The organism is Methylobacterium sp. ME121, assembly GCF_000974725.1.
Lineage (GTDB): Bacteria > Pseudomonadota > Alphaproteobacteria > Rhizobiales > Beijerinckiaceae > Methylobacterium > Methylobacterium radiotolerans.
The window spans coordinates 73426-96663 of record NZ_BBUX01000015.1 but is presented as its reverse complement, the minus strand read 5'-3'; the positions used below and the strand labels follow the sequence as shown (position 1 = coordinate 96663).

General features: G+C 74.1%; 18 protein-coding genes and 1 tRNA gene. 7 read left to right on the top strand and 12 right to left on the bottom strand.

All coding sequences use genetic code 11. The features are described from left to right. Window positions 1–182 precede the first annotated feature (182 nt). Window positions 183–422, top strand: a complete 240-nt coding sequence (locus ME121_RS12785; protein ID WP_024830213.1) for a hypothetical protein — start codon at window positions 183–185, stop codon at window positions 420–422. A gap of 82 nt (window positions 423–504) precedes the next feature. Here the strand turns inward: ME121_RS12785 and ME121_RS12780 are convergent, their stop codons facing one another. The 4 genes from ME121_RS12780 to ME121_RS12765 form a co-directional block, all read right to left on the bottom strand. Further along, window positions 505–1362 (bottom strand): alpha/beta fold hydrolase, encoded by an 858-nt coding sequence (locus ME121_RS12780; protein WP_059408944.1) that lies wholly within the window; start codon window positions 1360–1362, stop codon window positions 505–507. After that, window positions 1359–2609 (bottom strand): Bcr/CflA family efflux MFS transporter, encoded by a 1251-nt coding sequence (locus tag ME121_RS12775; protein ID WP_059408943.1) that lies wholly within the window; start codon window positions 2607–2609, stop codon window positions 1359–1361. The genes ME121_RS12780 and ME121_RS12775 overlap by 4 nt, the downstream gene beginning before the upstream one ends. Continuing rightward, entirely contained in the window at window positions 2600–3883 is a 1284-nt protein-coding gene (locus ME121_RS12770; RefSeq protein WP_059408942.1) for a glycosyltransferase, read from the bottom strand. The genes ME121_RS12775 and ME121_RS12770 overlap by 10 nt, the downstream gene beginning before the upstream one ends. Before the next feature lie 147 nt (window positions 3884–4030). Further along, window positions 4031–4333 carry a hypothetical protein gene (locus ME121_RS12765; protein WP_139342540.1) on the bottom strand — a complete coding sequence of 101 codons (303 nt, stop codon included), beginning with the start codon at window positions 4331–4333 and terminating at the stop codon, window positions 4031–4033. A 375-nt stretch (window positions 4334–4708) separates the two neighbouring features. On the opposite strand from ME121_RS12765, the gene ME121_RS12760 reads away from it, so the two are divergent. The 4 genes from ME121_RS12760 (at window position 4709) to ME121_RS12745 (ending at window position 12345) form a co-directional block, all read left to right on the top strand. Then, window positions 4709–5470 carry a response regulator gene (locus ME121_RS12760; RefSeq protein WP_059408941.1) on the top strand — a complete coding sequence of 254 codons (762 nt, stop codon included), beginning with the start codon at window positions 4709–4711 and terminating at the stop codon, window positions 5468–5470. 2 nt (window positions 5471–5472) lie between these two features. Further along, window positions 5473–6522, top strand: coding sequence for a cytochrome-c peroxidase (locus ME121_RS12755; RefSeq protein ID WP_059408940.1), 1050 nt, complete (start codon window positions 5473–5475; stop codon window positions 6520–6522). After that, entirely contained in the window at window positions 6519–8981 is a 2463-nt protein-coding gene (locus tag ME121_RS12750; RefSeq protein WP_059408939.1) for a two-component system VirA-like sensor kinase, read from the top strand. The genes ME121_RS12755 and ME121_RS12750 overlap by 4 nt, the downstream gene beginning before the upstream one ends. A gap of 319 nt (window positions 8982–9300) precedes the next feature. After that, window positions 9301–12345, top strand: coding sequence for a PAS domain-containing protein (locus ME121_RS12745; protein WP_059408938.1), 3045 nt, complete (start codon window positions 9301–9303; stop codon window positions 12343–12345). A gap of 97 nt (window positions 12346–12442) precedes the next feature. Here the strand turns inward: ME121_RS12745 and ME121_RS12740 are convergent, their stop codons facing one another. After that, window positions 12443–13189 carry an SDR family oxidoreductase gene (locus tag ME121_RS12740; protein ID WP_059408937.1) on the bottom strand — a complete coding sequence of 249 codons (747 nt, stop codon included), beginning with the start codon at window positions 13187–13189 and terminating at the stop codon, window positions 12443–12445. A gap of 96 nt (window positions 13190–13285) precedes the next feature. On the opposite strand from ME121_RS12740, the gene ME121_RS12735 reads away from it, so the two are divergent. Both ME121_RS12735 and ME121_RS12725 read left to right on the top strand, forming a co-directional pair. After that, complete coding sequence (locus ME121_RS12735) at window positions 13286–14185, top strand: AraC family transcriptional regulator (RefSeq protein ID WP_024830204.1); 900 nt, start codon at window positions 13286–13288, stop codon at window positions 14183–14185. Between the two features lie 356 nt (window positions 14186–14541). Then, the gene (locus ME121_RS12725) at window positions 14542–15720 is read left to right on the top strand and encodes an acetyltransferase domain-containing protein (RefSeq protein WP_012319086.1); all 1179 of its coding nucleotides are present in this window, start codon (window positions 14542–14544) and stop codon (window positions 15718–15720) included. A gap of 61 nt (window positions 15721–15781) precedes the next feature. Here ME121_RS12725 and ME121_RS12720 read toward each other — a convergent pair whose 3' ends face one another. The 7 genes from ME121_RS12720 to ME121_RS12690 all read right to left on the bottom strand — a co-directional run bounded on the left by ME121_RS12720 (window position 15782) and on the right by ME121_RS12690 (window position 23125). After that, window positions 15782–17656: a cation:proton antiporter domain-containing protein gene (locus tag ME121_RS12720; protein ID WP_059408935.1), complete on the bottom strand. Its 1875-nt coding sequence runs from the start codon at window positions 17654–17656 to the stop codon at window positions 15782–15784. A gap of 478 nt (window positions 17657–18134) precedes the next feature. Further along, a complete protein-coding gene (locus tag ME121_RS12715) occupies window positions 18135–18299 on the bottom strand; it encodes a hypothetical protein (protein ID WP_164891279.1) in 165 nt (54 codons plus the stop codon). A 337-nt stretch (window positions 18300–18636) separates the two neighbouring features. Beyond that, window positions 18637–19185 (bottom strand): HD domain-containing protein, encoded by a 549-nt coding sequence (locus tag ME121_RS12710; protein WP_059408934.1) that lies wholly within the window; start codon window positions 19183–19185, stop codon window positions 18637–18639. A 55-nt stretch (window positions 19186–19240) separates the two neighbouring features. Continuing rightward, the gene (locus tag ME121_RS12705; protein ID WP_059408933.1) at window positions 19241–19441 is read right to left on the bottom strand and encodes a hypothetical protein; all 201 of its coding nucleotides are present in this window, start codon (window positions 19439–19441) and stop codon (window positions 19241–19243) included. 217 nt (window positions 19442–19658) lie between these two features. Next, a tRNA-Gln gene (locus ME121_RS12700) sits at window positions 19659–19733 on the bottom strand. A gap of 82 nt (window positions 19734–19815) precedes the next feature. Continuing rightward, entirely contained in the window at window positions 19816–21393 is a 1578-nt protein-coding gene (locus tag ME121_RS12695; protein WP_059408932.1) for an aldehyde dehydrogenase (NADP(+)), read from the bottom strand. A 61-nt stretch (window positions 21394–21454) separates the two neighbouring features. Further along, window positions 21455–23125: a thiamine pyrophosphate-binding protein gene (locus ME121_RS12690; RefSeq protein WP_059408931.1), complete on the bottom strand. Its 1671-nt coding sequence runs from the start codon at window positions 23123–23125 to the stop codon at window positions 21455–21457. Window positions 23126–23238: the final 113 nt, after the last annotated feature.

Sequence of the window (23238 nt, the reverse complement as noted above, 5' to 3'; positions counted from 1 at the left end):
CGGGAGCTTGGCCGATGATTACAGCCATAACATTCGGCGTTCCGGCGGGCCGGGCGCCCCCGCGCCCGCCTTGTGCGGAAGAGCACGCCGGGCGCCGCGGGTTTGGTGTGTGAGATGTTCCGAAATCATGCCGTAACTTAACGCTCCGAAAAAGGCGCCGCTTCGCAGAAGGAGAAGTCCTCATGGTTGCAGGGCGGGCGAATACGGACGACGTCTTCGAGACGCTGCTCCGACGGACGATCACCGACTTCGTGATGGGCGGTATGGACCACGGGGTCCCGGACGAGGACCAGCTCATCGTCCGTCTGAGACACTACGCGCTGCGGGCGCGCGAGGAGCAGCTGAGCTCCCAGACGCTCCAGGTCATCTCGTCGGCGCGGCGCCTCCTGGGCGACCGGACGGAGGCGGGCCGGGCGTCCTGACGCGCCCCGCGCGACGGGGCGCGGGACCGCACCCGCGTCGGGTGCGGTCCCGCCCGTCCGGCGACGGTCCCGCGGCGTCCCGCTACGGCCCGCGCCGCCTCAGGCCGACCGCCAGGAAGCGCTCGATCATCGCGTTGACCTGCTCGGCCACCTCGATCGTGTTGAAGTGGCCCGCCAGCAGCGTCTGGGCGGTCACGAGCTGCGGGCAGAGCTCCCGCAGCCGGTCGAGGTCGCGGGCCGCTGCCACCAGCGGCACGTCCGCCGAGATGTAGGCCATCGGGATGCGGCAGGCGCGCGCGGCCGGGACGGGGTCGTGACCCAGCACCATGTCGCGCAGCGCCGCGTAGGCGACGTGCTGCGGCGTCCGCTGGCAGCCGCCGAGGATGAACGTCTCGAAGATCGCCTTCCGCCTGGCCGGGTGGTCGTAGTCGCCGCCGATCGCCCAGGCCATCTCCCGGACGACGGACCGGTAATCCGGGCCGCCGACGCCCGCCAGCAGCCCCTCGATCGCGCCGGCGCCCGCCCTGTCCGCCGACGGCAGGACGATCGAGTCGATCATGACGAGGCCGGCGGCGAGGTCGGGGTGGCGGCCGCACAGCTCCAGGGCCACCGCGCCGCCGAAGCTGTGGCCGATGACGATCGGCTTCACGAGGCCCAGCGTCCGGCACTGCCACGCGACGTCCTCGGCGAAGCCCGCGACCGTGTAGGCCCGCTCCGGCGCGTCGCTCGCGCCGTGGCCGCGCAGGTCGACCGCCACGACGCGGCGCGTCTTCGCGAAGTGCCGGATCTGCGGCGTGAAGATGCCGTGATCGCCGGTCCAGCCGTTGATCAGCAGCAGCGGCTGCCCCTCGGGGGTGAGCGGCCCGGCCTCGATATGGGCGAGCCGGCCGTCCTCGCGGGTCAGGTAGTGGGGCGGCCAGGGGGGCGGGTCGAAGATCATGCGGGTTCTCCGTGGGGCTGGGAGGGGGCGCGGGGTGCCGATCGGGCGAGACCCGCTTGGGCGGCGGCGGCCGCGAGGCAGCAGCCGAGCATCGCGGCGGCCATCGACAGGGCGGACCGGCCGTCGAAGAACCGGGCCACGAGATCGCTGGCGATGGCCGCCGCGAGCATCTGCAGGAAGACCGCGACGGCGCTGGCCGCGCCCGCGTCCTCCGGGTTGCGCTCCGTCGCGCCGTGCATGGCGTTGGGCGATACGAGGCCGAAGGCCAGGGCCACGCCGACCATCGCGGCGACCACCGGCAGGGCCGCGGGCGGCCGGGCCAGCGCGGCGACGAGGAGCGCGGCCGCCGCGCCCGTCGCCAGGGCGAGGCCGGCGGCGATCACCCGCGACGGGGGGACGCCCCGGGCCGCGAGCCGCCCGTTCAGGAAGGCGCCCGCCATCACCGACAGGGAGCTCGCCCCGAAGACCAGCCCGTAGGCCAGCGGGTCGAGGCCGAGGGCGTCGACGAAGACCAGCGCCGAGCCGGTGATGTAGGCGAAGACCGCCCCCGCCGCCGCGGCGTTGCACAGGGCGTGGCCGAGGAAGACCCGGCTCGCCAGGATCCGCCCGTAGCCGCGCAGGATCCCGGAGGCCGGCCCGGGATCCGCGGCGCGCCGCAGGGGCTCGTCGACGTGCCGGATCGCCACCAGGGCCGCCAGGGCGGCGGCGACCGGCGCGGCGTGGATCAGGCGCCAGCCGCCGAGATGCATCAGCCCGGCGCCGAGGGTCGGGGCCACCGTCGGCACCACGTTGATGGTGAGGACGACGAACGACATCCGGGCGCGCGCCGCCTCGCCCTCGAACAGGTCGCGCACCATCGCGAGGACCGCCATGCCCGGGCCCGCCGCGCCGATCCCCTGCACGGCCCGGAACAGCAGGAAGTCCGGCAGCGTCCGCGCCGCGCCGCAGCCGAGGCTGCCGACGACGAGGAGGAGGCAGCCGCAGACGATGGCCGGCTTGCGGCCCAGCCGGTCCGAGACCGGACCGTAGACCAGCAGCGCGCCGCCGAAGCCGAGCAGGTAGACGCCCATAGCCGCGCCCATCGCGGTGGCCGGGACATGCAGCGCGGCCGCCGTGTCCGACAGGCTCGGCAGGATCATGTCGATCCCGAAGGTGGGGAGCGCCGCCAGCAGCCCGAGCAGCGCCGAGAAGGCGGCCGAGCCGGGGCGGATGGGGGGATGCGCCGGGGCGGCGCGGGTCAGGCCCAAAGCCGGTCTCCGCCTCGAGCGACACCCCAGGCCCCGGGATCCCGGCGCGCCGCCACCATCGCGTCGATCTCGCGGACGAGGCCGCCCGCGTCGAGATCCGCCCGCACGGCTGCCCCGAGGGCCTCGGCGGCCCTGCGGAAGCCCGGCTCCGCCAGGAGCCGGCGCGCCGCCGCGGCGATCTCGGCCTCGTCCGCGCCGGCCGGAAGGCGCAGGCCCGCGCCGCGCAGGGCGACGCGGGCGGCGTTGTCGGCCTGGTCGCGGGCCAGGGGGATCACCAGCAGCGGCACGCCGTGCAGCAGCGCCCGGCTGACCGTGCCGTGACCGCCCTGGCACACCACCAGATCGGCCCGCGCCATCAGGGCGTCGTGGGAGGCGGCCGCCACGACCCGGACGGCGGCGGGAGCGTCCAGGTCCGCGGCCCCGACATTCGGGCCGGTGGTCACGACGGTCTCGGCCTCGACCGTCCCGACGGCGCGCGCGACCCGCCGCAGCAGGGCGGTCTGGTTCTGGGCGCCGGTGCTGCCGGCGACGAGGATCCGCGGCCGCCGCGCCCCGGGCCACGCGGTCAGCGCGCCGCGGGACCAGCCCGGCTCGTCGAGCAGCGGGCCGATGTAGCGATAGTTGGCGGGCAGCGCCTGCGTGTCGAAGTCGAAGGCGCGGCTGACGGCCAGCAGGACGCGGTCGGCGCGATCGAAATGCGCGAAGGCGCTGGCGACCGGCGGCAGCCCGAAGGCGCGCCGCGCGGCGTTGAGCGCCGGCCGACCCTGCTCCATCGCCGACACGATCGCGGCCGTCGCCGCGTCCACCGCGTCCCGCTCCGCCTCGGTCCGCGGCGGCGTCAGGCCGCTCGCGGCGGGCGGGATGCCGGGGAGCGGGCGGATGCTGATATGCGGCGACAGGACCGCGTGCGGCAGGTCGGCCGCCTCGGCCGCCAGGGCGCAGCCGGGCAGGAGGTCGAGGCTCAGGACCGCGTCGGTCGCGAGGCGGCGGATCTCGTCGAGCGTGTCGGCCGCGTAGGCGCCCGCCGGGGCGAACATCGTCCGGCGCAGCCAGTCGGCGAGATCCGAGAAGTCGGCCGGATCGGCATCGAGGCCGGTCGGGGCCCGGCGCCACCCGACGAACGGGAAGGCCGCGGCCTCGACCTCCCCGCACATCGCCGGGTCGGCCATGACGCGCGGGCGGTGCCCCGCGCGGCGCAGCTGCCGGGCCGCCGTGAGGACAGGGCTGAGGTTGCCCGTGGTGCCCCACGAGATGCAGAGGACGTTGAGCGACATGATCTGGATGTCCCAAGATGATCGCGGGCGGGCGTCATGCCCGCCCTGCTCGGGGGCACGTCCCGCGGCGCAGGCGCGGTGAGGCCGCGACGAGGCGGACCTGGCTGGATCGATCTGGATGAGGTTGCTCTGTCGACAGCGGAGAGATCAGAGCGCGTGCCGATTCGTGCTGCTGATATCGCGCAGGAAGTCGACGTAATCCGGGTGGATACTGTGGATGCACCCGCCGAACGCGAAGCTGACCACCAGCGCGTCGAGCAGCCGTCGTCCGAGGCCGCCGCGCGCCGGTTGCGACGCGGCGACCGGAGACGAGATCGGCCCGTCGCGCTCCCGCGGCGGGCGTCGCGGCGGCCCGGCAAGGTCAGCCGGCGCATTCCGGAAGTCGGGCCCGGACTTGCCGAAGTGTCGCCGACGGCGCGGGCGGATTTCCAGGATCGCGGCGTCAGGCATGATCACCTCTCTATTGCGAGAGCGTGATCGTGATTTTCGCGAGTTACATCCCCGTGTCTGGGCAAGATGTTTTCCGTTACAACGGTAACAGGTCCGATTTTCGTTGGTCCGATACGGTACGGGACCGTTCGAATGCTCGCGCTGTGCTGTCACGCACAATGCGAAGGGCGCAATCTTTTAGGGGGCGTGATATCAACTCGGCCGTGTAAGGCCCGATGACCGGACGCGCCCAGATAGGCCGCCGGGGCGGACCGGCGACGGACGCGAAGGTCTTCCGGTCGGCGATATCCGCCCGACCGGACGCTCCTCCCGCCCCGGGAGCCGGCGCGTCGAGATCGTGCCGTCGCGGCGGGCCGCCGCGAACCGGAGGTGGCCATGGTCGAATCCAGTCTGGACCGGGTTCAGGGTCGGAGCGCGCGCGCCGGCGCGACCCGCATCCTCCTCGTCGAGGACGACGCCGGCATGCAGCGCATCGTCTCGGACCACTTCGCCGATCACGACGTCGCCGTGACCGCGGCGACCGACCGGGCGGAGGCGGAGAAGCGGCTCGCGGAGGCCGAATTCGACCTCGTCGTGCTGGACCTGCGGCTGGGCTCGGAGAACGGGCTCGACCTGCTGCGCGACCTGCGCGCCCGGAGCGACCTGCCGGTGATCATCACCACCGGCCATCGCCGGGACGAGATCGACCGGGTGATCGGCCTCGAACTCGGCGCCGACGACTATCTCGTGAAGCCCTACGGCCTGCGCGAGCTGCTCGCGCGGGTGCGGGTCATCCTGCGGCGGGCCGAGGTGGCGCCCGCCCCGGCGCGGGTTCAGGAGTCCCATCGCAGCCGCTTCGCCGGCTGGGTGCTGGACCGGCGCCGCCGGCGCCTCACCAATCCCGACGGTGCGGAGGTCGCGCTCAGCAAGGGCGAGTACGCGCTGCTGGTGGCCTTCCTCGACGCGCCCCAGCGCCCGCTGAGCCGCGAGCAGCTCCTCCAGGCCACGCGCGTCCACGAGGACGTGTTCGACCGCAGCATCGACGTCCAGATCCTGCGGCTGCGCCGCAAGCTGGAAGCGGATCCGAGCGCGCCCCGCCTGATCGTCACCGAGCGCGGCGTCGGCTACGTCCTCACCGCGACCGTCGAGAAGCTGTAGCCGTGGCCCGGTTCCGTCCCGGCCGCGGCCGCGTCGCGGTCGCCTCGCTCCTCGCCAGCGCGCTGGCGATCCTCGCGGCGGCCGCCCACGAGAGGCCGCACGAGGGGCCGCACGAGGGGCCGGCCGACGCCGAACTCTCCGCCGAGGCCGCGGATGCCCTGGGGGTGATCACGCCGGTGCCGGGCACCCTGGGGGCGGACCCGGACCGGGCCGCCATCGGCCGGCTGCTCTTCACCGACACGCGGCTGTCGCGCGGAGGCGACCGGGCCTGCATCACCTGTCACGACATCCGCACCAGCGGCGCGAGCGCGGTGCCCCGGAACCTGACCGCCGACGGCACGCCGGTTCCGCGCAACACGCCGACGGCCTTCAACGCGGCGCTCAGCTTCCGGCTGGGCTGGGCCGGCGACATCCCGAGCCTGCGCGAGCAGGCCGAGCTCGCCCTGACGCGGCCCGAATTCCTGGGCGGCTCCTGGCCGCGGATCCTCGACACGGTCCGCGACGACCCGGTGCTCGCCCCGATGTTCCAGGCCGCCTACGGCCGCGTGGCCGACCGGGAGGCGGTGATCGACGCGATCAACAGCTTCGAGCGCACCCTCCTCACCCCGGACAGCCGCTTCGACCGCTGGCTGCGCGGCGACGCCCGCGCCATCACCGGCCCGGAGCGGGCGGGCTACGACCTGTTCCGACGGATCGGCTGCGCGGCGTGCCACCAGGGCGTCAATGTCGGCGGCAACCTGTTCGAGAAGGTCGGGATCTTCGTCACGATCCCCAACAAGGTCGCCGAGGTGCTGCGGGTGCCGAGCCTGCGCAACGTCGCGGTCACCGCGCCCTACTTCGACGATGGCGGCGTCGCCACGCTCCCCGAGGCGGTCCGGCTCATGGCGCGGGCGCAGCTCGGCCGGGAACTCACCCCGGCGCAGGTCGACGGGATCGTCGCCTTCCTGGGGACCCTGACCGGCACCTACGAGGGCCGGCCCCTGACCGCGCCGCCGGCGCCCGGCGCGGGGTTGCAGGACGGCGCGCGCCCGGACGGCAAGCCGCAGCTATGAGACTGACCCTGCAGGCCGTCACGCTCGGCGCGCTGCTCGCGGCGCTGCTGACATGGCTGCTGATCAACGGCAGCGGCGGGATGGAGGCCGCCTACGTGGCGACCCAGCGGACCGTCGACGCCCTGGCGCTGGCCGAGTCGCGCATGCAGCACGATGTGCTGCGGGCCCGGACCGGCCTGCTGCGCAACTACGATCCGATCGTCGCGCACCTGCGCGAGATGCACAAGGCCGTGGCCGACCTGCAGGCGAGCAATGCCGGGGATGCCGATGTCCGGGTGCTGGCCGAGGCGGTGGACCGGGAGGCCGAGATGGTCGAGCGGTTCAAGACCGGCAACGCCCTGGTGCAGAACTCGATCGCCTACTTCGACTCGCTCAGCGACCGTCTGTCCGAGTCCGACATCGCCCCCGGGCTCGCGCGCGCGGTCGCCGCGCTCCAGATCCGGGTCTCGGAACTCGTGCGCGACTCGACGCCGGCGCGTCTCGCCGACATCCGGAGCCGCCTCGAGACGCTGCACGCCGCCGACGGGGCGGCCGCCCGGGCCGGCGACGTCGACGCCATCGTCCTGCACGGGCGGCAGCTCCTGGAACTGCTGCCGCACGTCGACGCGGTCACGCGCTCGCTGCCGGCCTCGTCGAGCGAGGCGGCCCGCGAGGCGCTCCTGGACGCCCGCCGCGGCCTCCGCGACCGGCGCCAGGCCCGGGCGGACGGGTTCCGCCTCGCGCTCTACGCCGTCGCCCTCGCGCTCCTCGCCCTCGTGGTCCGCGTGGGCCTGCTGATGCGGGCCGGGACCCGGATCCTGCGCCGGACCGTGGCCTTCCAGACCGTCGTGGCGCGGGCGGCGAACCGGTTCCTGGCGAGCCAGCCCGACGAGACCGCCACGCGCATCGTGGACGTCCTCGCCATCGTGGGCGAGGGGCTCGACACGGATCATGGCTATGTCCTCATGCTCGACGGCACCGGCGCGGTTTACCTCTGGAACCGGCCCGGCCTCGCGCCGCCGAGCGGCTGGCCGGTGGCCCAGCAGGCTCTCGTGCACGACGTGGCGGCCGCCGCCAGCGATCTCATCTTCGTCGAGGTGGCGGACGAGACCGGGCCGCCGGCCCTGCGCCGGTCCCTGGCCGCGCGCGGCGTCGTCTCGTGGGCCTGCGCGCGGCTGCGCCGGGGCGAGCGCATCGTCGGCCTGCTCTGCTTCGAGCGCACCACCTCCGGCCTGCCGCCGTGGCTGCGGCACTCGCGCGGCCTGCTGCAGGTCGTCGCCGACAGCTTCGCGGCCGCCCTGGAGCGGCAGCACGTCTGGGCCGAGCGCCGGGAGATCGAGGCGGCCCTGCGCCGCGCGCAGCGGCTCGAGGCCATCGGCACCTTCGCGAGCGGCGTCGCCCACAACATCAACAACGTCCTCAACGTCATGCTGGGCCATGCCGAGATCGCCGGGGACGCCCTGCCGGCCCATCCCGGTCGGGCGGCCGAGCATGTCGGGCTGCTGGTCCAGGCCGGCGGCCGCGCGCGCGAGATCGCCGGCCAGATCCTCGATTTCGGCCGCCGCGGGCGTTCCGCGCAGTGTACCAGCGCGGCCGACGCGGTGGTCCACGAGACCGTGGCGCAGATCCGCGCCTCCACGGCCGGCCCGGCCACGATCGAGCTCTCGGGCACCGCGGAGGGCGCCCGCGTCGGCGGCGAGCCGGCGCAATTGCAGCAGGTGGTCCACAACCTCATCCGCAACGCCGTCCAGGCCTCCGAGCCGGGCGCGGCCGTCGACGTGCGGCTCGACCGCGTCGCTCTGCCGGGTCCCGGCGCCCTGACCCACGGTACCCTGCGGCCGGGCAACTACGTGCGGATCCGCGTGTCCGACACCGGCCGCGGCATGGACGAGGCCACGCTGGCGCGGATCTTCGAGCCGTTCTTCACCACCCGTCCGGCCGGGACCGGCCTGGGGCTCGCCACGGCCTACGAGTTCGTTCAGGAGCACGACGGCGCCTTCGACGTGCGCAGCGCACCGGGCCGGGGCAGCGCCTTCGCGGTGTGGCTGCCCGTGATCCCGCAGGTCGAGGGCGGGGCGGCGGCCGGCGGGACCGTGATGCTGGTCGGGCGCACGCCCGGGTCGGTCCAGGACGACGAGGAGACGTTGGCCGCCCTGGGCTACGAGCCGGTCGGCTACGCGGATCCCGAGGCGGCCCTGGCCGTCCTCCGGCGGGATCCGCAGCGGTTCGATCTGCTGATCGTCGAGAACCGTCTCGCCGATTCCTCGGGCCTCGCCTTCGCGCACCGGGCCGCGGCGATCTCCGTGCGGCCGATCGTGCTCTCGCTGTCGGCGACCGACGCGGTGCAGCCGGAGGTGCTCGCGGCGGTTCCCATCGCCGACATCGTCCGGCGGCCGTGGCGCTCGAACGCCCTGGCGCTGACCCTGCAGGGCCAGCTCGCCTCCGCCCGCCCGGCGCGCGGCCCGGCCGCCGTCTCCTGAGGGACCTGGACGACGCGCGGCCCGGCTTGTCCGGTCCCCGGCTGTATCAGGATTCTGCGAGGCGGGGATCGCGATCGCGGCCCCGGCTTTGACAAGCTCGGCGTCTCGTGGGACCGCTCTGGCATGCCGGGCGACCAGATGCGCGATGCCGCCCCGACGACCGAACGGACCGGGTCGACCTTCGCGGTAACCTCCGCGTGCGATGATCCGCCGGCCCGCGCCGCAACGCGGCCGGCCGCCCGAGGGAGCGGGCGAGACCGGCATTCGACCCCGTCGCCCCAGGATTCCCCGATGCCCTTCGAAGCCGCGCCAGGACGTCATGCACGGCAGATCTGACGCCCCGATCCGCGGCCCGGCCTTCCTGGCCGACGGCGGCGCGATGGGCGTGCTCCTGAGCGCGCACGATTGGGACAGTACGCCCCTCGGCGCGCCGCTCGCCTGGGCCGAATCCCTGAAGACCCTCGTCGCGGTCATGTTCGGCGCGAACCAGCCGATGTTCATCGTCTGGGGTCCGGAGCGGCGGCTCCTGTACAACGATCTCTACGCGCAGATCCTCGGCGAGCGGCATCCCGCGGCCCTCGGCCGGGACTACCTCGAGGTCTGGGGCGCGATCGGGGCCGGTCTCGCCCCCCTCGTGGACAGGGCCTATTCCGGCCGCCCGGTCCACACGGCGGATGGCGAGCACGTCCCCCACGACGGGGGCGACGGGGCCGGCGCGGCGCGCTTCGCCCTCTCCCTGGTGCCCGTCCGGGACACGGCGGGGCACGTCGCCGGCCTCTACGGGGCCTGCACGGCGCTCGCCGGCCAGGAGCCCGCCGCGCGCCGTCCGCGCGAGACGGAGGCGTCGCTTCGGGACAACGAGGAGCGGCAATCCTTCCTGCTCGATCTCAGCGACACGCTCCGCCCGCTGACCGTGTCGGCGGAGATCGTCGAGGTGGCCTCGCGGCGCCTCGGCGAGCGCCTCGGTGCCAGCCGCGTCTTCTACGCCGAGATCTGCGGCAGCCTGATGAAGGTCGAGCGCGAATACGCCCGGGGCGTCGGCTCGATCGTGGGGGAGCATTCCCTGGCCGCGTTCGGCCCTGACCTGCTGGCCGCCTACCGCGACGGGAACGTCGTCGCGGTCGAGGACGTGGCCGCCGATCTCCGGTTCAGCGACGCGGCGCGCGCCGGCCTCGGGTCGCGCGAGGTCGCGGCCTTCGTCGACGTCGTGCTGTTCCGCGGCGCGGAGTGGGTCAGCCTGCTGGCGGTGCAGAGCGCGGTCCCGCGCGCCTGGACCACCGCCGAGGGTAACCTGATCCGCGACGTCGGCGAGCGCGTGAAGGCGGCGATCGAGCGCGCCCGCGCCGAGGCGGCCCTGCGCAAGAGCGAGGAGCACCTGGCGGCGATCTTCGCCGGCGCCTCCGTCGGCCTGTCGGAGGTGGATGCCGCGGGGCGCTTCCTGCGGGTCAACACCGAGTTGTGCCGCATCCTCGACCGGCCGGCCGAGGCGCTGCTGCGGCTCGGCATCGGCGACGTGACCGATCCCGCGGACCGGTCGCCGAGCGCGGCCGCGATGGCGCGGGCCCTCGAGACCGACCGCAGCGTCGCCCTCGACAAGCGGTATCGCCGCCCGGACGGCAGCGCGATCTGGGCGAGCAGCAGCATCCGGCGCCTCGACGACGCGGACGGCAGGCTCAAGAGCCTGCTGATCGTTACGGCCGATCTCAGCCGGCGCAAGGAGGCCGAGCAGCGCTTGGCCGAGAGCGAGCGCCGCCTCCAGCACCTGAACGAGACCCTGGAGCTGCAGGTCTCCGAGCGCACCGCGGAGCGCAATCTCTTCGCCACGATCGTCGAGAGGACCGACATCATGGTGATGGCGGCCGATCTCGACTACAACATCCTGGCGATCAACAAGGCGAATGCCGACGAGTTCGCGCGCATCTACGGCGTGAGGCCGAAGGTGGGCGACAACATGCTCGACCTGCTGGCCGATCAGCCGGAGCACCAGGCGCAGGTGCGGGCGGTCTGGGGACGCGGGCTCGCCGGCGAGGAGATCACCCTGGTCGAGGCGTTCGGCGACGCCGGGCGGGCGCGTCCCCACTACGAGATCAGCTTCCGCACCCTGCGCGACGCGCGGGGCGCGCGCGCGGGCTGCTACCAGTTCGTCGTGGATGTCACCGAGCGCCTGCGCGGCCAGGCCGAGCTGGCCCAGGCGCAGGAAGCGCTGCGCCAGTCCCAGAAGCTGGAGGCGGTCGGCCAGCTCACCGGCGGCGTCGCGCACGACTTCAACAACCTGCTGACCATCATCCGCTCGTCCGTCGACTTCCTGCGCCGGCCCGATCTGCCGGAGGTCCGCAAGCGCCGCTACCTCGACGCGGTCTCAGAGACCGTCGAGCGGGCCGCGAAGCTCACGGGCCAGCTGCTGGCCTTCGCGCGCCGTCAGGCCCTCAAGCCCGAGGTGTTCGACGTCGGCCAGAGGGTGCGGGCGATCGCCGACATGCTCGACACGCTGACGGGCGCGCGGGTGCAGGTCGTGACCGAGGTGCCGGAGACGACCTGCCTGATCCGCGCGGATGTGAGCCAGTTCGAGACCGCGCTCGTCAACATGGCGGTCAACGCCCGCGACGCGATGGATGGAGAAGGGACGCTGATCCTGCGCGTGACTTGCGGCGCGGCCCTGCCGGCCATCCGCGGCCATGCCGGGTCCCAGAAGCCCTTCGCGGCGGTGTCGCTGATCGACACCGGCACGGGCATCCCGCCCGAGCAGATCGGGCGGATCTTCGAGCCGTTCTTCACCACCAAGGAGGTGGGCAAGGGGACCGGCCTCGGCCTGTCCCAGGTGTTCGGCTTCGCCAAGCAGTCGGGCGGCGACGTCGACGTGCGCAGCACCCTCGGTGCCGGCACCGCCTTCACCCTCTACCTGCCGGAGGTGCGGTCGCAGGAGCGTCCGGCCGGTGACCGCCTGCAGGATGCGGACCGCGCGCCGCTCGGGAGCGGGCAGCGCGTCCTGGTCGTGGAGGACAATGTCGGCGTCGGGCAGTTCGCGACGCAGATCCTGGAGGATCTGGGCTACCAGCCGACCTGGGCGGCCAACGCCGAGGAGGCGCTGGACGAACTCGGCCGGGCGGGGAACCGGTTCGACCTGATCTTCTCGGACGTGGTGATGCCCGGCATGGGCGGCGTCGCGCTCGCGCAGGAGCTGCGGAGGCGCGCGCCGCAGGTGCCCGTGGTGCTGACATCGGGCTACAGCCACGTGCTCGCGCAGTCGGACGCCCACGACTTCACGTTGCTGCACAAGCCGTACTCGGCCGAGCAGCTCAGCCGCATCCTGCATCAGGCCCTGGGCCTGGGCCGGACGGCCGGCGCGTCCGCGGATCCGTCCTGAGCCCGGGCTTCCGCGTCGGGATCCCGGACCTCCGGTCCGGGGCCGGCGCGGTTCGCCGCCGCCCGCACTCCGCGCGCACTCCGTCCTCAGCCCGCCCTCAGCCCGCCCTGGCCCACGCCACCGCGTCGGCACCGGCCGGCAGGCGCGTGGGGCATGACGGGTCCGTCGCCGCGCGCCACACCGCCTCCGCCACGTCCGCGGGCCGGGTCAGGTCCTCGTCCGCCTGCTGGAAGCCGGCGAAGACCTGCGCGGCCACCGCCGCGTAGGCCTCGGGGATGTCCATGCCCATGCGGGCGCGCGCGTTGGCGCCGAACGCGGTCTCCGGGGCGCGGCCGGGGATGACCAGCCGCGCGCGCACGCCGAACGGTTCGAGTTCCAGCGCCAGGGACTCGGTAAAGGCGTTCACCGCCGCCTTGCTCGCCGTGTAGACCGACAGCAGATGCAGCGGGCGCTGCGTCACGCTCGACGTCACGTTGACGACGACGCCCGCACGGCGCTCCCGGAACTGCGGCAGTACGGCCCGGGTCATCGCGATCGTGCCGAGGGTGTTCGTCTCGAACACCTCCCGCGCGGCGTCCATCGAGACGCCCTCCAGCGCGTTCAGGAGCCCGACGCCCGCGTTGTTGACCAGCACGTCGACCGGTCCGGCGGCCGCGACCGCGCGGGCGACGCTGTCGCGGTCGGTCACGTCCAGCGGCAGGAGGCTGAGACGATCGGACGGCGGCAGCAGATCGCCCCGCGGCCTGCGCATCGAGGCGACCACGCGCCAGCCACGCGCGAGGAAGGTGCGGGCCGTCTCCAGGCCGAAGCCGGACGAGCAGCCGGTGATCAGGATCGTGTTCATGGGAATTCCCGTGCAGATGGGGCAACGGGGTGATAGGGAGCGCGGGCCGGACCCGATACGTGCGCAAGTCCGGTTCGCATTGGCGAGCGTCCGAGAATGCCCGATCCGCTCACCCAGGTGGTCGGCCTCCTCCGGCCGAGTGCCCCGCTGTCCAAGCTCGTCACCGGATCCGGCCTCTGGGCGGTGCGGCGCGCGGATTCCGGTCGGCCGTTCTACGCCGCCGTGCTCGAGGGCGGGTGCCGTCTCGCGATCGACGGCGAGGCCGGGATCGTGCTCCGAGAGGGCGACTTCGTCCTCATCCCCGCGGCCCACGCGTTCACCACCACGAGCCTCGACCCGCCGCGCCGCGCCGCGCCGCCTCCCGTCGAGGTGGCCCCCGGCGTGTTCCGGCTCGGCGCCGCCGAGGGGCCGCCGAACGTCCGGATGCTCGTGGGGCACTGCGTCTTCGCGTCGAGCGACGCGGACCTGCTCGTGTCGCTGCTGCCCCGGTACGTGCATGTCCGCGGCGCGGCCCGGCTGACCACCCTGCTCGGCCTCGTGAACGAGGAGACGCGCGCCGACCGGCCGGGCCGCGACGTGGTCCTCGCCCGCCTGCTGGAGGTCGTGCTGATCGAGGCGCTGCGCGCCACAGCCGGGCCGGCGGCGCCCTCGGGATTGGTGCGCGGCCTCGCCGACGACCGGCTCGCCGCCGCGCTGCGGCTCATGCACGACCGGCCGACGGAGAGCTGGACGGTGGCCGCGCTCGCGCGGGAAGCGGGGCTCTCCCGGTCCACGTTCTTCGAGCGGTTCCGCCGCGCGGTCGGGGTCGCGCCGATGGCGTACCTGCTGGCGTGGCGGATGGCGCTGGCGAAGGATCTGCTGAGCCGCGAGGCGATCGGGATGGCCGAGGTGGCCGAGCGGGTGGGCTACAGTTCGGCGAGCACGTTCAGCGTCGCCTTCGCCCGGCACGTCGGCCGGCCGCCGGTCCGGTACGCGAGCGGGCGGCCGGCGCGGTGATCCGGGCCGGCTGACCGTGCCCGGGCGCGACGAGGCGGTGGCCTCATTCCGGCCCGACACCGGCATCGACGGGGCCAGTCGACCCTTCGCCCCGAGGCCGGGTTCGGCTACGAGACCGGCATCGCGCTCGACCGTCGCATCCGCGGCGGCGTGACCGACGCGCCTCGCCCCTTCGCGCAGGAGAACGTCCTGATCACCGATCCGCCGGCCCTCCGCTTCCAGATCGTTGCCGGTGCCGGCCGCCGCCGGGACCGCGCCGGTCGGGGGGCGTCGGCGTCCCGCGCGATCGCCGGCGGCGTCCGAGCCGGCATCGGCGCGCGCCTGCGGGGCGCACTCCGCACGACGGCGCGCTCCTGATGGTCTCTCGTTCCGTGGCGCCCGCCGCCGCGACCGGCGGCCCGGCGGCATCCCGGCGCATCGGCTCCATCGACGCCCTGCGCGGGCTGGTCATGCTGCTGATGCTCGTCGACCACGTGCGGGAGTTCTTCTACCTGCACGCGCAGGTCCGCGACCCGATGGACCTCGCCGCGACGCCGCCCGACCTGTTCCTGACGCGGGCGGCCTCGCACCTCTGCGCGCCGGTCTTCGTCCTGCTCACCGGCCTCTCGGCCTGCCTCTACGGGCAGAAGCACGGCCGGCGGTCGACCGCCGCCTTCCTGCTCAAGCGCGGGCTGCTCCTGATCCTGCTGGAGGTGACGCTCGTCAGCTTCGCCTGGGCCGGCAGCGTCCGACCGTCGATCCTCTACCTGCAGGTGATCTGGGTGATCGGCCTCTGCATGGTGGCGCTGGCCGGGCTCCTCTGGCTGCCGCGGCTCGCCCTCGTGGCCGGGGCCCTGGCGCTGATGCTCGGCCACAACCTGCTCGACGGGATCGCGATCCGGGCGGACGAGCCGGGCTACGTGCTCTGGTCGATCCTGCATCAGCGCGGGATGATCGCGCTGCCCTGGGGCGGCCTGGCGCGGACCTCGTACCCGCTCCTGCCCTGGATCGGCGTGATCGCGGCGGGCTACGCCCTCGGGCCGCTCTTCGCCGGCGGGGTCGATCCCGCGCGCCGGCGCGCGCGGCTCCTCGGGCTGGGGGCGGCCGCCCTGGTCGGTTTCCTCGCCCTGCGCGTGCTCAACGGCTATGGCGAACCGGTGCCGTGGCAGCCGGGGGCCACGCCGCTCGCCACCGCCCTGTCCTTCGTCAACCTGACCAAGTACCCGCCCTCGGCCGATTTCCTGCTGCTGACGCTCGGGCTCGGCCTCGGCCTGCTGGCGCTGTTCGAGACGCTGCCGCAGCGGCTCCTCGGCGGCCTGCGCGTCTTCGGCGGCGCGCCGCTGTTCTTCTACCTGCTGCACCTCGCGCTGCTGCGCTTCCTCTACGACGGTGCCGCGGCGCTGGGCCTCGCCGGAGCGTCGGGACGGGTGGAGGCCGGCTCGCCCCTCGCGCTCTGGCTCATCGCGGCCGCCGTGAGCGTTCCCCTCTGGTTGGCGTGCCGCGCCATGGTGCGCCTGAAGCGGGCCTCGACCTGGCCGGCCCTGAGCTACCTCTGACGGCGGCTCCCCGCGCTCCGGCCGGGGCCGGTCAAGACCGGGCCGCCCTCGTGCTCCCGCGTCAGGACAGGTCCGCCCCGTCGCGGTCGTGCTGGTGGCGCAACTCGGGGCTTCCCCTCACCGGCCCGACCGTCCGCTCCGCGTCGCTCCGGCTCTCCGCGCGGGCCGTGTCGATGAAGACGCGGGCCTCGCCCTCCCGCACGCCGAGACTGCGCAGCGCGTAGAAGGACATGCCGAGGGCGAGCTCCCGCTCGCCCATCAGCACGAGGCCGACGCCGTCCTCCTCGAGATGGCGTCGCTCCGCCTCGCTGTGCGTGCGGACCACGGTGTCGATCCCCGGATTGGCCGCGCGCGCGGCCTCGACGAGCCGGCGGGCCTGGTGCGCGTCGGGCGTGGCGACGACGAGCAGGCGCGCCGTGCCGATGCCGGCCGCTTCGAGGATGCCGGGCGCCGTCGCGTCGCCGAACACGGCCTGCGTGCCCGCCGCGCGCAGGGCCAGCACGCGGCGCCGGTCGCGCTCCACCACGACGTAGGGCAGGTCCCAGGTCTCCAGCGTCGCGCCGATGCTGCTGCCGACGCGTCCGAAGCCGACGATCACGACGTGGTCCCGGCGCGGCGGCTCCCCGCCCGAGACGGCGACGTCGACCACGCCCTCGCGCTCGAAGCGGGCGGCGAGCTCGGGCCGGTCGGCGAAGGCCTGCTCGATCCGGGCCGCCAGGGCGAAGAAGAGCGGGTTGAGCGTGATCGACAGCAGGGCTCCGCCCAGGATCAGGTTCCGCCCTTCCTCCGGCAGGAGCTTCAGCGACAGCCCGAGCGACACCAGGATGAAGGAGAACTCGCCGATCTGGGCGAGGCTCGCGGCGATCGTCAGGGCCGTGCCCAGCGGGTGCCGGAAGGCCAGCACGATGGCGACCGCCGCCAGGGACTTGCCCACCATGATCACGCCGAGCACCGCCAGGACCGAGAGCGGCGCGCGCACGAGGATGCCCGGATCGAACAGCATGCCGACGGAGACGAAGAACAGGACCGCGAAGGCGTCCTGCAGCGGCAGCGAGTCGGCGGCCGCCTTGTGGCTGAGATCGGACTCGGCGAGCACCATCCCGGCGAAGAACGCCCCGAGCGCGAAGGAGACTCCGAACAGCTCCGCCGAGCCGAAGGCGATGCCCAGGGCCAGGGCCAGGACCGCCAGGGTGAACAGCTCCCGCGAGCCGGTGCGCGCCGCCTGATCGAGCAGCCAGGGCACGAAGCGGCGTCCGCCGACCAGCATCAGCGCCGCGAAGACGGCGACCTTGGCGAGCGTCAGAGCGACGGTCAGCGCGAGGCTCTGCGCGCGGTCGGGTCCGACGAGCTGGGCCACGAGGTCCGTGAGCGCGTGGGCCGTGCCGTGCCCGAGGCCGCGGGCCTCGCCGCCGAGCGAAGGCGCGAGGGCGGGCAGGACCACGAGGGTCAGCACCATCGCCAGATCCTCGACGATGAGCCAGCCCACCGCGATGCGGCCGTTATCCGTGTCGAGGAGGCCGCGCTCCTCCAGCGCGCGGAGCAGGACGACCGTGCTCGCGACAGAGAGGGCGAGGCCGAAGACCAGGCCCTGGCCGAGGGTCCAGCCCCAGGCGAGGGCCAGGCCGATGCCCATGGCGGTCGCCGCCGTGATCTGCACCACCGCGCCGGGCAGGGCGATGGCGCGCACGGCCATCAGGTCCTTGAAGGAGAAGTGCAGCCCGACCCCGAACATCAGCAGGATGACGCCGATCTCCGCGAGCTGGCCCGTGAGGTTGCTGTCGCCCACGAAGCCCGGCGTGTAGGGGCCGACGAGGACGCCCGCGACCAGGTAGCCGACCAGAGGCGGCAGCCTGAGGCGCTGCGCGACCATCCCGCAGATGAAGGCGAGGGTCAGCCCGAGGGCGATGACGGCGATCAGTTCGGTCGCGTGCGGCACAGGGTCTTCACCTCCGAGGGGCGATGCGGGTCGGGCGGAGCGAGCCTTCTCGACTGGCGAACGCGATTCAACCCTCTTCCGGCCGAACAGCTGTGCGGATCGCCGTCAGCGATCGCCGCGTCCCATCCGGGCGTTGCGAGACCACGGCCGCCGCGCCGCGATGGTCGGGCGGCCGGCGCCGCCCGCGTCTCCAATCGCGGCCATCGTGCAGGGATCCGGCGCGCGGTCGCGGGCCGAGGCGGGTCGGGGCGGGACGATCGGCCGGGACCCGGCACCCGCGGCTTCACCGCTGCCGCGACCGGGCGCCGTCGGAGGCCGCGCCACATGCGCATGTGTCCGGTGGTGCCCGCGACCGGCGGCGCGGCCGCTGCGTGCCCCGCCCCGCGGGTCGCGGGCCGGCCCGCGCCGGAGGGAGAGACGCCGCCGGCCGACGCGGATGCAGGCGCGTGGCCGGTCTCCGGCAGGGCCGGCGATGGACCTAAGATCCGGGGAGGATCGACGCGAGATCCGTGAAGCCCTGCGCCTCGCTCGTGAACAGGGCCACGAGCAGCAAGCACAGGCCGCCGAGGAGCGCGACCCCGGCCGTGGCGCCGACCAGATCCGACGTCCGAATGGCCGGCTCGGCTCGCCGGCTGAACAGCAAGGCTCGCCCTCTGCGAGTGTTCGGATACGTGCGGCCCACGTGCTGCCTCCCAAAATCGAGGCCCCCTGTATTAACGGTCCCATCATCGGGTCTTCATCCGCGCGCGCGCGGCGGTCTGCGGCGGGGATTGTGAAACGCGTGCGCTCACGCACGCTCTCGGTCTGCAGAGAAGATCGGTTGATCTTCCGGAAAATGTCCGGTTCTTCAGGATGTCCCGTGGCGGACCGCATCGCGCGGTCCGGGCACGCGGATCGACGCGGCGGCTGATCCCGTCCCGACCGGGCCGCCCGACGGTGCCGTGCCGCTCCCGGCGGCGGTGCCTTCGGAGGGCGCCGGGCTAACGCGGCCTGTCGCCCTCGACCGTCGTCAGCGAACCGAGCCAGCCCTTCGCCGCGGCCGCTGTGCGCAGGCTGGCCTTGGCCGGTTCGTACTTGAGGATGAGCTGCTCCCGAGTCTCCGCGGCGAGGAGCGCCAGACGCCCGGGATCCGAATTGTCCTCCAGGTCGGCGAGCTTCACGAGCGTGGCCCGAAGGGTGCCCACCTTCGCGATGTTGTTGATCCAGGCCGCGTAGGTGAAGCGCCCACCGGGCTTCGTGAGCATGGCGACCGAGGTCAGCACGTTGTCGCTGAAGCCCTCTTTGGCCAAGTGGCCGAACCCGTAGCTGGTATCCTCGACCACATCGTGCAGCCATGCGGCTTGCACCGCCTCGTCCCGCTCCAGATCGGACCAGGACGGGCACCCTTCCGACAGCCTGAGCACGCCGGCAACGACCCGCGCCAGATGCTCGATGTACGGCCTGCCGGCTTTGTCGACTTGGCCTCGGTGGACGACGGTGGCCACCGTCTGGGCATCGGCCGCGGTCCGGCGGAGGGGCGGCAGGATCACGCGCTCATCCTTTCACCGGATGTGCCAGCGGGGCGGTCCGGGCCATGTACCGCGCTCAGCCCGACACGAACAGCATCATCATCCGCGCCGCCGCCGCGATCTGCTCGACGGAGGCTTCCGGCATGTCGGCAACCACCTTCTCGACGATGCTCCGGGCGATGCCATCGCAGAGGCCGGCGCCCAGCGCGAACGTGCTGAGACGAACCAGCACGCTCTCGGCGATCTTCGTCCGCTTCTGATCGGGCACGTCGCTCATGTCGGTCTCGGAAAGCCCATGATGACCGCGGCCATCACCCTCGTGCGGCGAAGCCCCGGCGCGGTGTCGGTGTCGGCGCGCAGGCTCCTCGCCTGAGAGCGCCGGCGCCGGAGGGCGTTCGGGCCAGAGCGGATTTCCGCGCCGCGGGCAAACGCCACGCGCGACCCGGCCGCCCGCTCAATCCCGGTCCCGAACGTCCTGTTTTCCTTGGGAAATTTGGCTGGGGCGCCAGGATTCGAACCTGGGAATGGCGGTACCAAAAACCGCTGCCTTACCACTTGGCGACGCCCCAAGGTGAGCGGAGGCTGTCTAGACGCCGCGCCCGCCCCTGGCAAGCGGCGGATCGCGGCCGTCCGGCGCCCGCCAGCCGCGGCTCAGCGGCGCTCGGGCGTGCCGTCGATCCGGCGGGGCAGGCCCAGCGGGTTGGCGGCCTGGAGCGCGGCCGGCAGCAGCGCGTCGGGAACGTCCTGATAGCTCACCGGCCGCAGGAATCGGTCGATCGCGAGACTGCCCACCGAGGTCGTGCGCCCGTCCGAGGTCGCCGGATAGGGGCCGCCATGCACCATGGCGTGCGCCACCTCGACGCCGGTCCCGAACCCGTCCACCAGGATCCGGCCGACGCGGCGCTCCAGGAGCGGCAGCAGGTCGCGCGCGGCCGCGTGATCCTCCGGCGCGAGGTGCAGCGAGGCGGTGAGCTGGCCCTCCAGACGCTCCAGAACCGCCCGCATCGCGGCGAAGTCCGCGCAGCGCACCACGAGCCCCGAGGCGCCGAACATCTCCTCCTGCAGCTCGGGATCCGCCAGGAACACGTCCGAGTCCGCGGCGAACAGGGTGGCCCGGCCCTGGGTCGCCCCGCCCTCCGCACCCTCGGCGATGCGGGTGACGGCGGCGTGGCCGGCCACCCGCGCCACGGCCTCGCGGTAGGCGCGCTGGATGCCGGGCGTCAGCATGGTCGCGGCCGGGCTCTCGCGCAGGGCCGCGCCGGCAGCCTCCAGGAAGGCGTCGAGGCCCGGGCCCGGCAGCGCCAGGATCAGGCCGGGATTGGTGCAGAACTGCCCGGCGCCCAGCGTCAGCGAGGCCGCGAAGGCCTTGCCGATCGCCGCGCCGCGCGCGGCGAGCGCGCCGGGGAACAGCAGCACCGGGTTGATGCTGCTCATCTCGGCGTAGACCGGGATCGGCGACGGGCGGCCGGCCGCGATCGCCATCAGGGCGGTGCCGCCCCGGCGCGAGCCCGTGAAGCCGACGGCGGCGATCCGGGGATCGGCCACCAGCCCCTGCCCGATCGACTGGCCGGCATCGAACAGCAGCGAGAAGGTCCCCTCCGGCAGGCCGCAGGCGGCCACCGCCTTCTGGATGGCGCGGCCGACGAGCTCCGAGGTGCCGGGATGGGCGGGATGGGCCTTGACCACCACCGGGCAGCCCGCCGCCAGGGCCGAGGCGGTGTCGCCGCCCGCCACCGAGAAGGCCAGCGGGAAGTTCGAGGCGCCGAACACCGCCACCGGGCCGACGGCGATCCGGCGCAGGCGCAGGTCCGGCCGGGGCAGCGGCTTGCGGTCCGGCAGCGCCGGGTCGATCCGCGCCTCGACGTAGCTGCCCTCGCGGACGACGCCGGCGAACAGGCGCAGCTGGCCGACCGTCCGGGCGCGCTCGCCCTCGATCCGCGGCCGGGGCAGCCCCGTCTCGGCCATGCAGCGGGTGACGAGGTCGTCCCCGATGTCCAGGATGTTCGCGGCGATCGCCTCCAGGAAGCCGGCCCGCGCCTCCGGATCGGTCTCGCGGAAGGTGTCGAACGCGGCCTCGGCGAGCGCGCAGGCCCGGTCGAGGTCGCTCCGGTCCGCGCCCGGGAAATCCGGCTCCAGGGCCCGTCCGGTGGCCGCCTCCACGGCCCGGAAGGCCGCCTCGGTGCCGCGCCGCGCCTCGGCGCCGATCAGGTTCTCGCCGCGCAGGGTCATGAGCTGCTCCTCTCGATAGGGTGTGCGGGCGGGGCCGCACCGGGACGGCGCGTGCGGGCGGTCAGCCCCGCTGCGCCGCCAGGGCCTTCTCGCGGATAGCCGCGAGGGTCATGGTCGGGGTGAGCGCCTCGGGATCGACGAGGCAGTGGATCATCGCCGGCAGCCCGGAGGCGAGGCCGCGCTCGAAGGCGGGGGCGAACTCCTCGGTGCGCTCCACGCGCTCGCCGTGGCCGCCGCAGGCGCGGGCGAGGGCCGCGAAGTCGGGGTTGCGCAGCTCCGTCGCCGAGACGCGGCCGGGATACTCGCGCTCCTGGTGCATCCGGATCGTGCCGTACATGCCGTTGTCGAGCACGACCACCACGACGGCGATCCCGTACTGCACGGCGGTGGCGAATTCCTGCACGGTCATCATCACGTCGCCGTCGCCGGCCAGCGCCACGACGATCCGCTCCGGGCGGCTGCGCTTGGCCATCACGGCGGCCGGCAGCCCGTAGCCCATGGAGCCGGAGGTCGGCGCGAGCTGCGTGCCGAAGGCGCGGAACCGGTAGTAGCGGTGGACCCAGGTGGCGAAGTTGCCGGCGCCGTTGCAGATCACCGCGTCCGGCGGCAGCCGCTCGCGCAGCCACGTGATCGCCGCGCCGTACTGGAACGCGCCGGGCTTCGGCTCCGGCGTCTCGGACCACGCGCGGTAGGCGGCGTGGGCCTCGGCGGCGCGGCCGGTCCCGGTGGCCTCGAAATCCGGCAGGACCGCGCAGAAGGTCTCGGGCGCCGCCTCGATCGCCAGCGCCGGCTGGTAGACCCGGCCGAGCTCCGCCGCGTCGGCGTGGACGTGGACCAGCGGCAGGCCGGGATCGGGGATGCCGAGCAGGCCGTAGGATTGCGCGGGCATCTCGGAGAGGCGGCCGCCCACCATCAGCAGCAGGTCGGCCTCCCGGATCCGGGCGAGCAGCGCCGGATTCGGCCCGATCCCGAGCTCGCCCGCGAAGTTCGGGTGGTCGGCGGGGAAGAGCTGAGCCCGCCGGAACGAGACCGCCACCGGCAGGTCGTGGCGCTCGGCCCAGGCGGCCATGGCGGCGACGGCGCCCGGCGTCCAGCGGGATCCGCCCAGCAGCACCACCGGCCGCCGCGCCTCCGCCAGCATCGCCCGCAGGCGCGCGACGTCATCCCCGGACGGGGCCGGCGCGGCCGGAACGACGCGCGGCGCGTCCGGCACGGCCGCGACGTCGTCGAGCATGTCCTCCGGCAGGGCGACCACGACGGGGCCCGGGCGGCCCTGCATCGCGACCCGGAAGGCCCGGGCGAGGATCTCCGGGACGCGCGCGGCGTCGTCGATCTCCACCGCCCACTTGGCGACGCCGCCGAACATCTGCCGGTAATCGACCTCCTGGAACGCCTCGCGATCCCGCATCCGCCGGGCGATCTGGCCGACGAACAGGATCATCGGCGTCGAATCCTGGCGGGCGATGTGCACGCCGGCGGAGGCGTTGGTGGCGCCGGGCCCCCGGGTGACGAAGCAGATGCCCGGGCGGCCCGTGAGCTTGCCGGCGGCCTCCGCCATGATCGCCGCGCCGCCCTCCTGCCGGCAGACCAGCACGTCGATACCGCTGTCGCGCAGGGCGTCGAGCACCGCGAGGTAGCTCTCGCCGGGGACGCAGGTCACGCGCTCGACACCCTGCGCTCGGAGCTGATCGACGAGCACCTGCGCGCCGGTGCGTGGGGGCAATCCGCTCAAGCCGTTCCTCCCTGGCGCTCGGGCCGCATCCGGGGCGTGGTGCCGGGATCGGCCGTAGATCCGCCCGCCGCTGAGATGCGTCTGATATCCCAGTTTCAGGATAGGGACGGGTT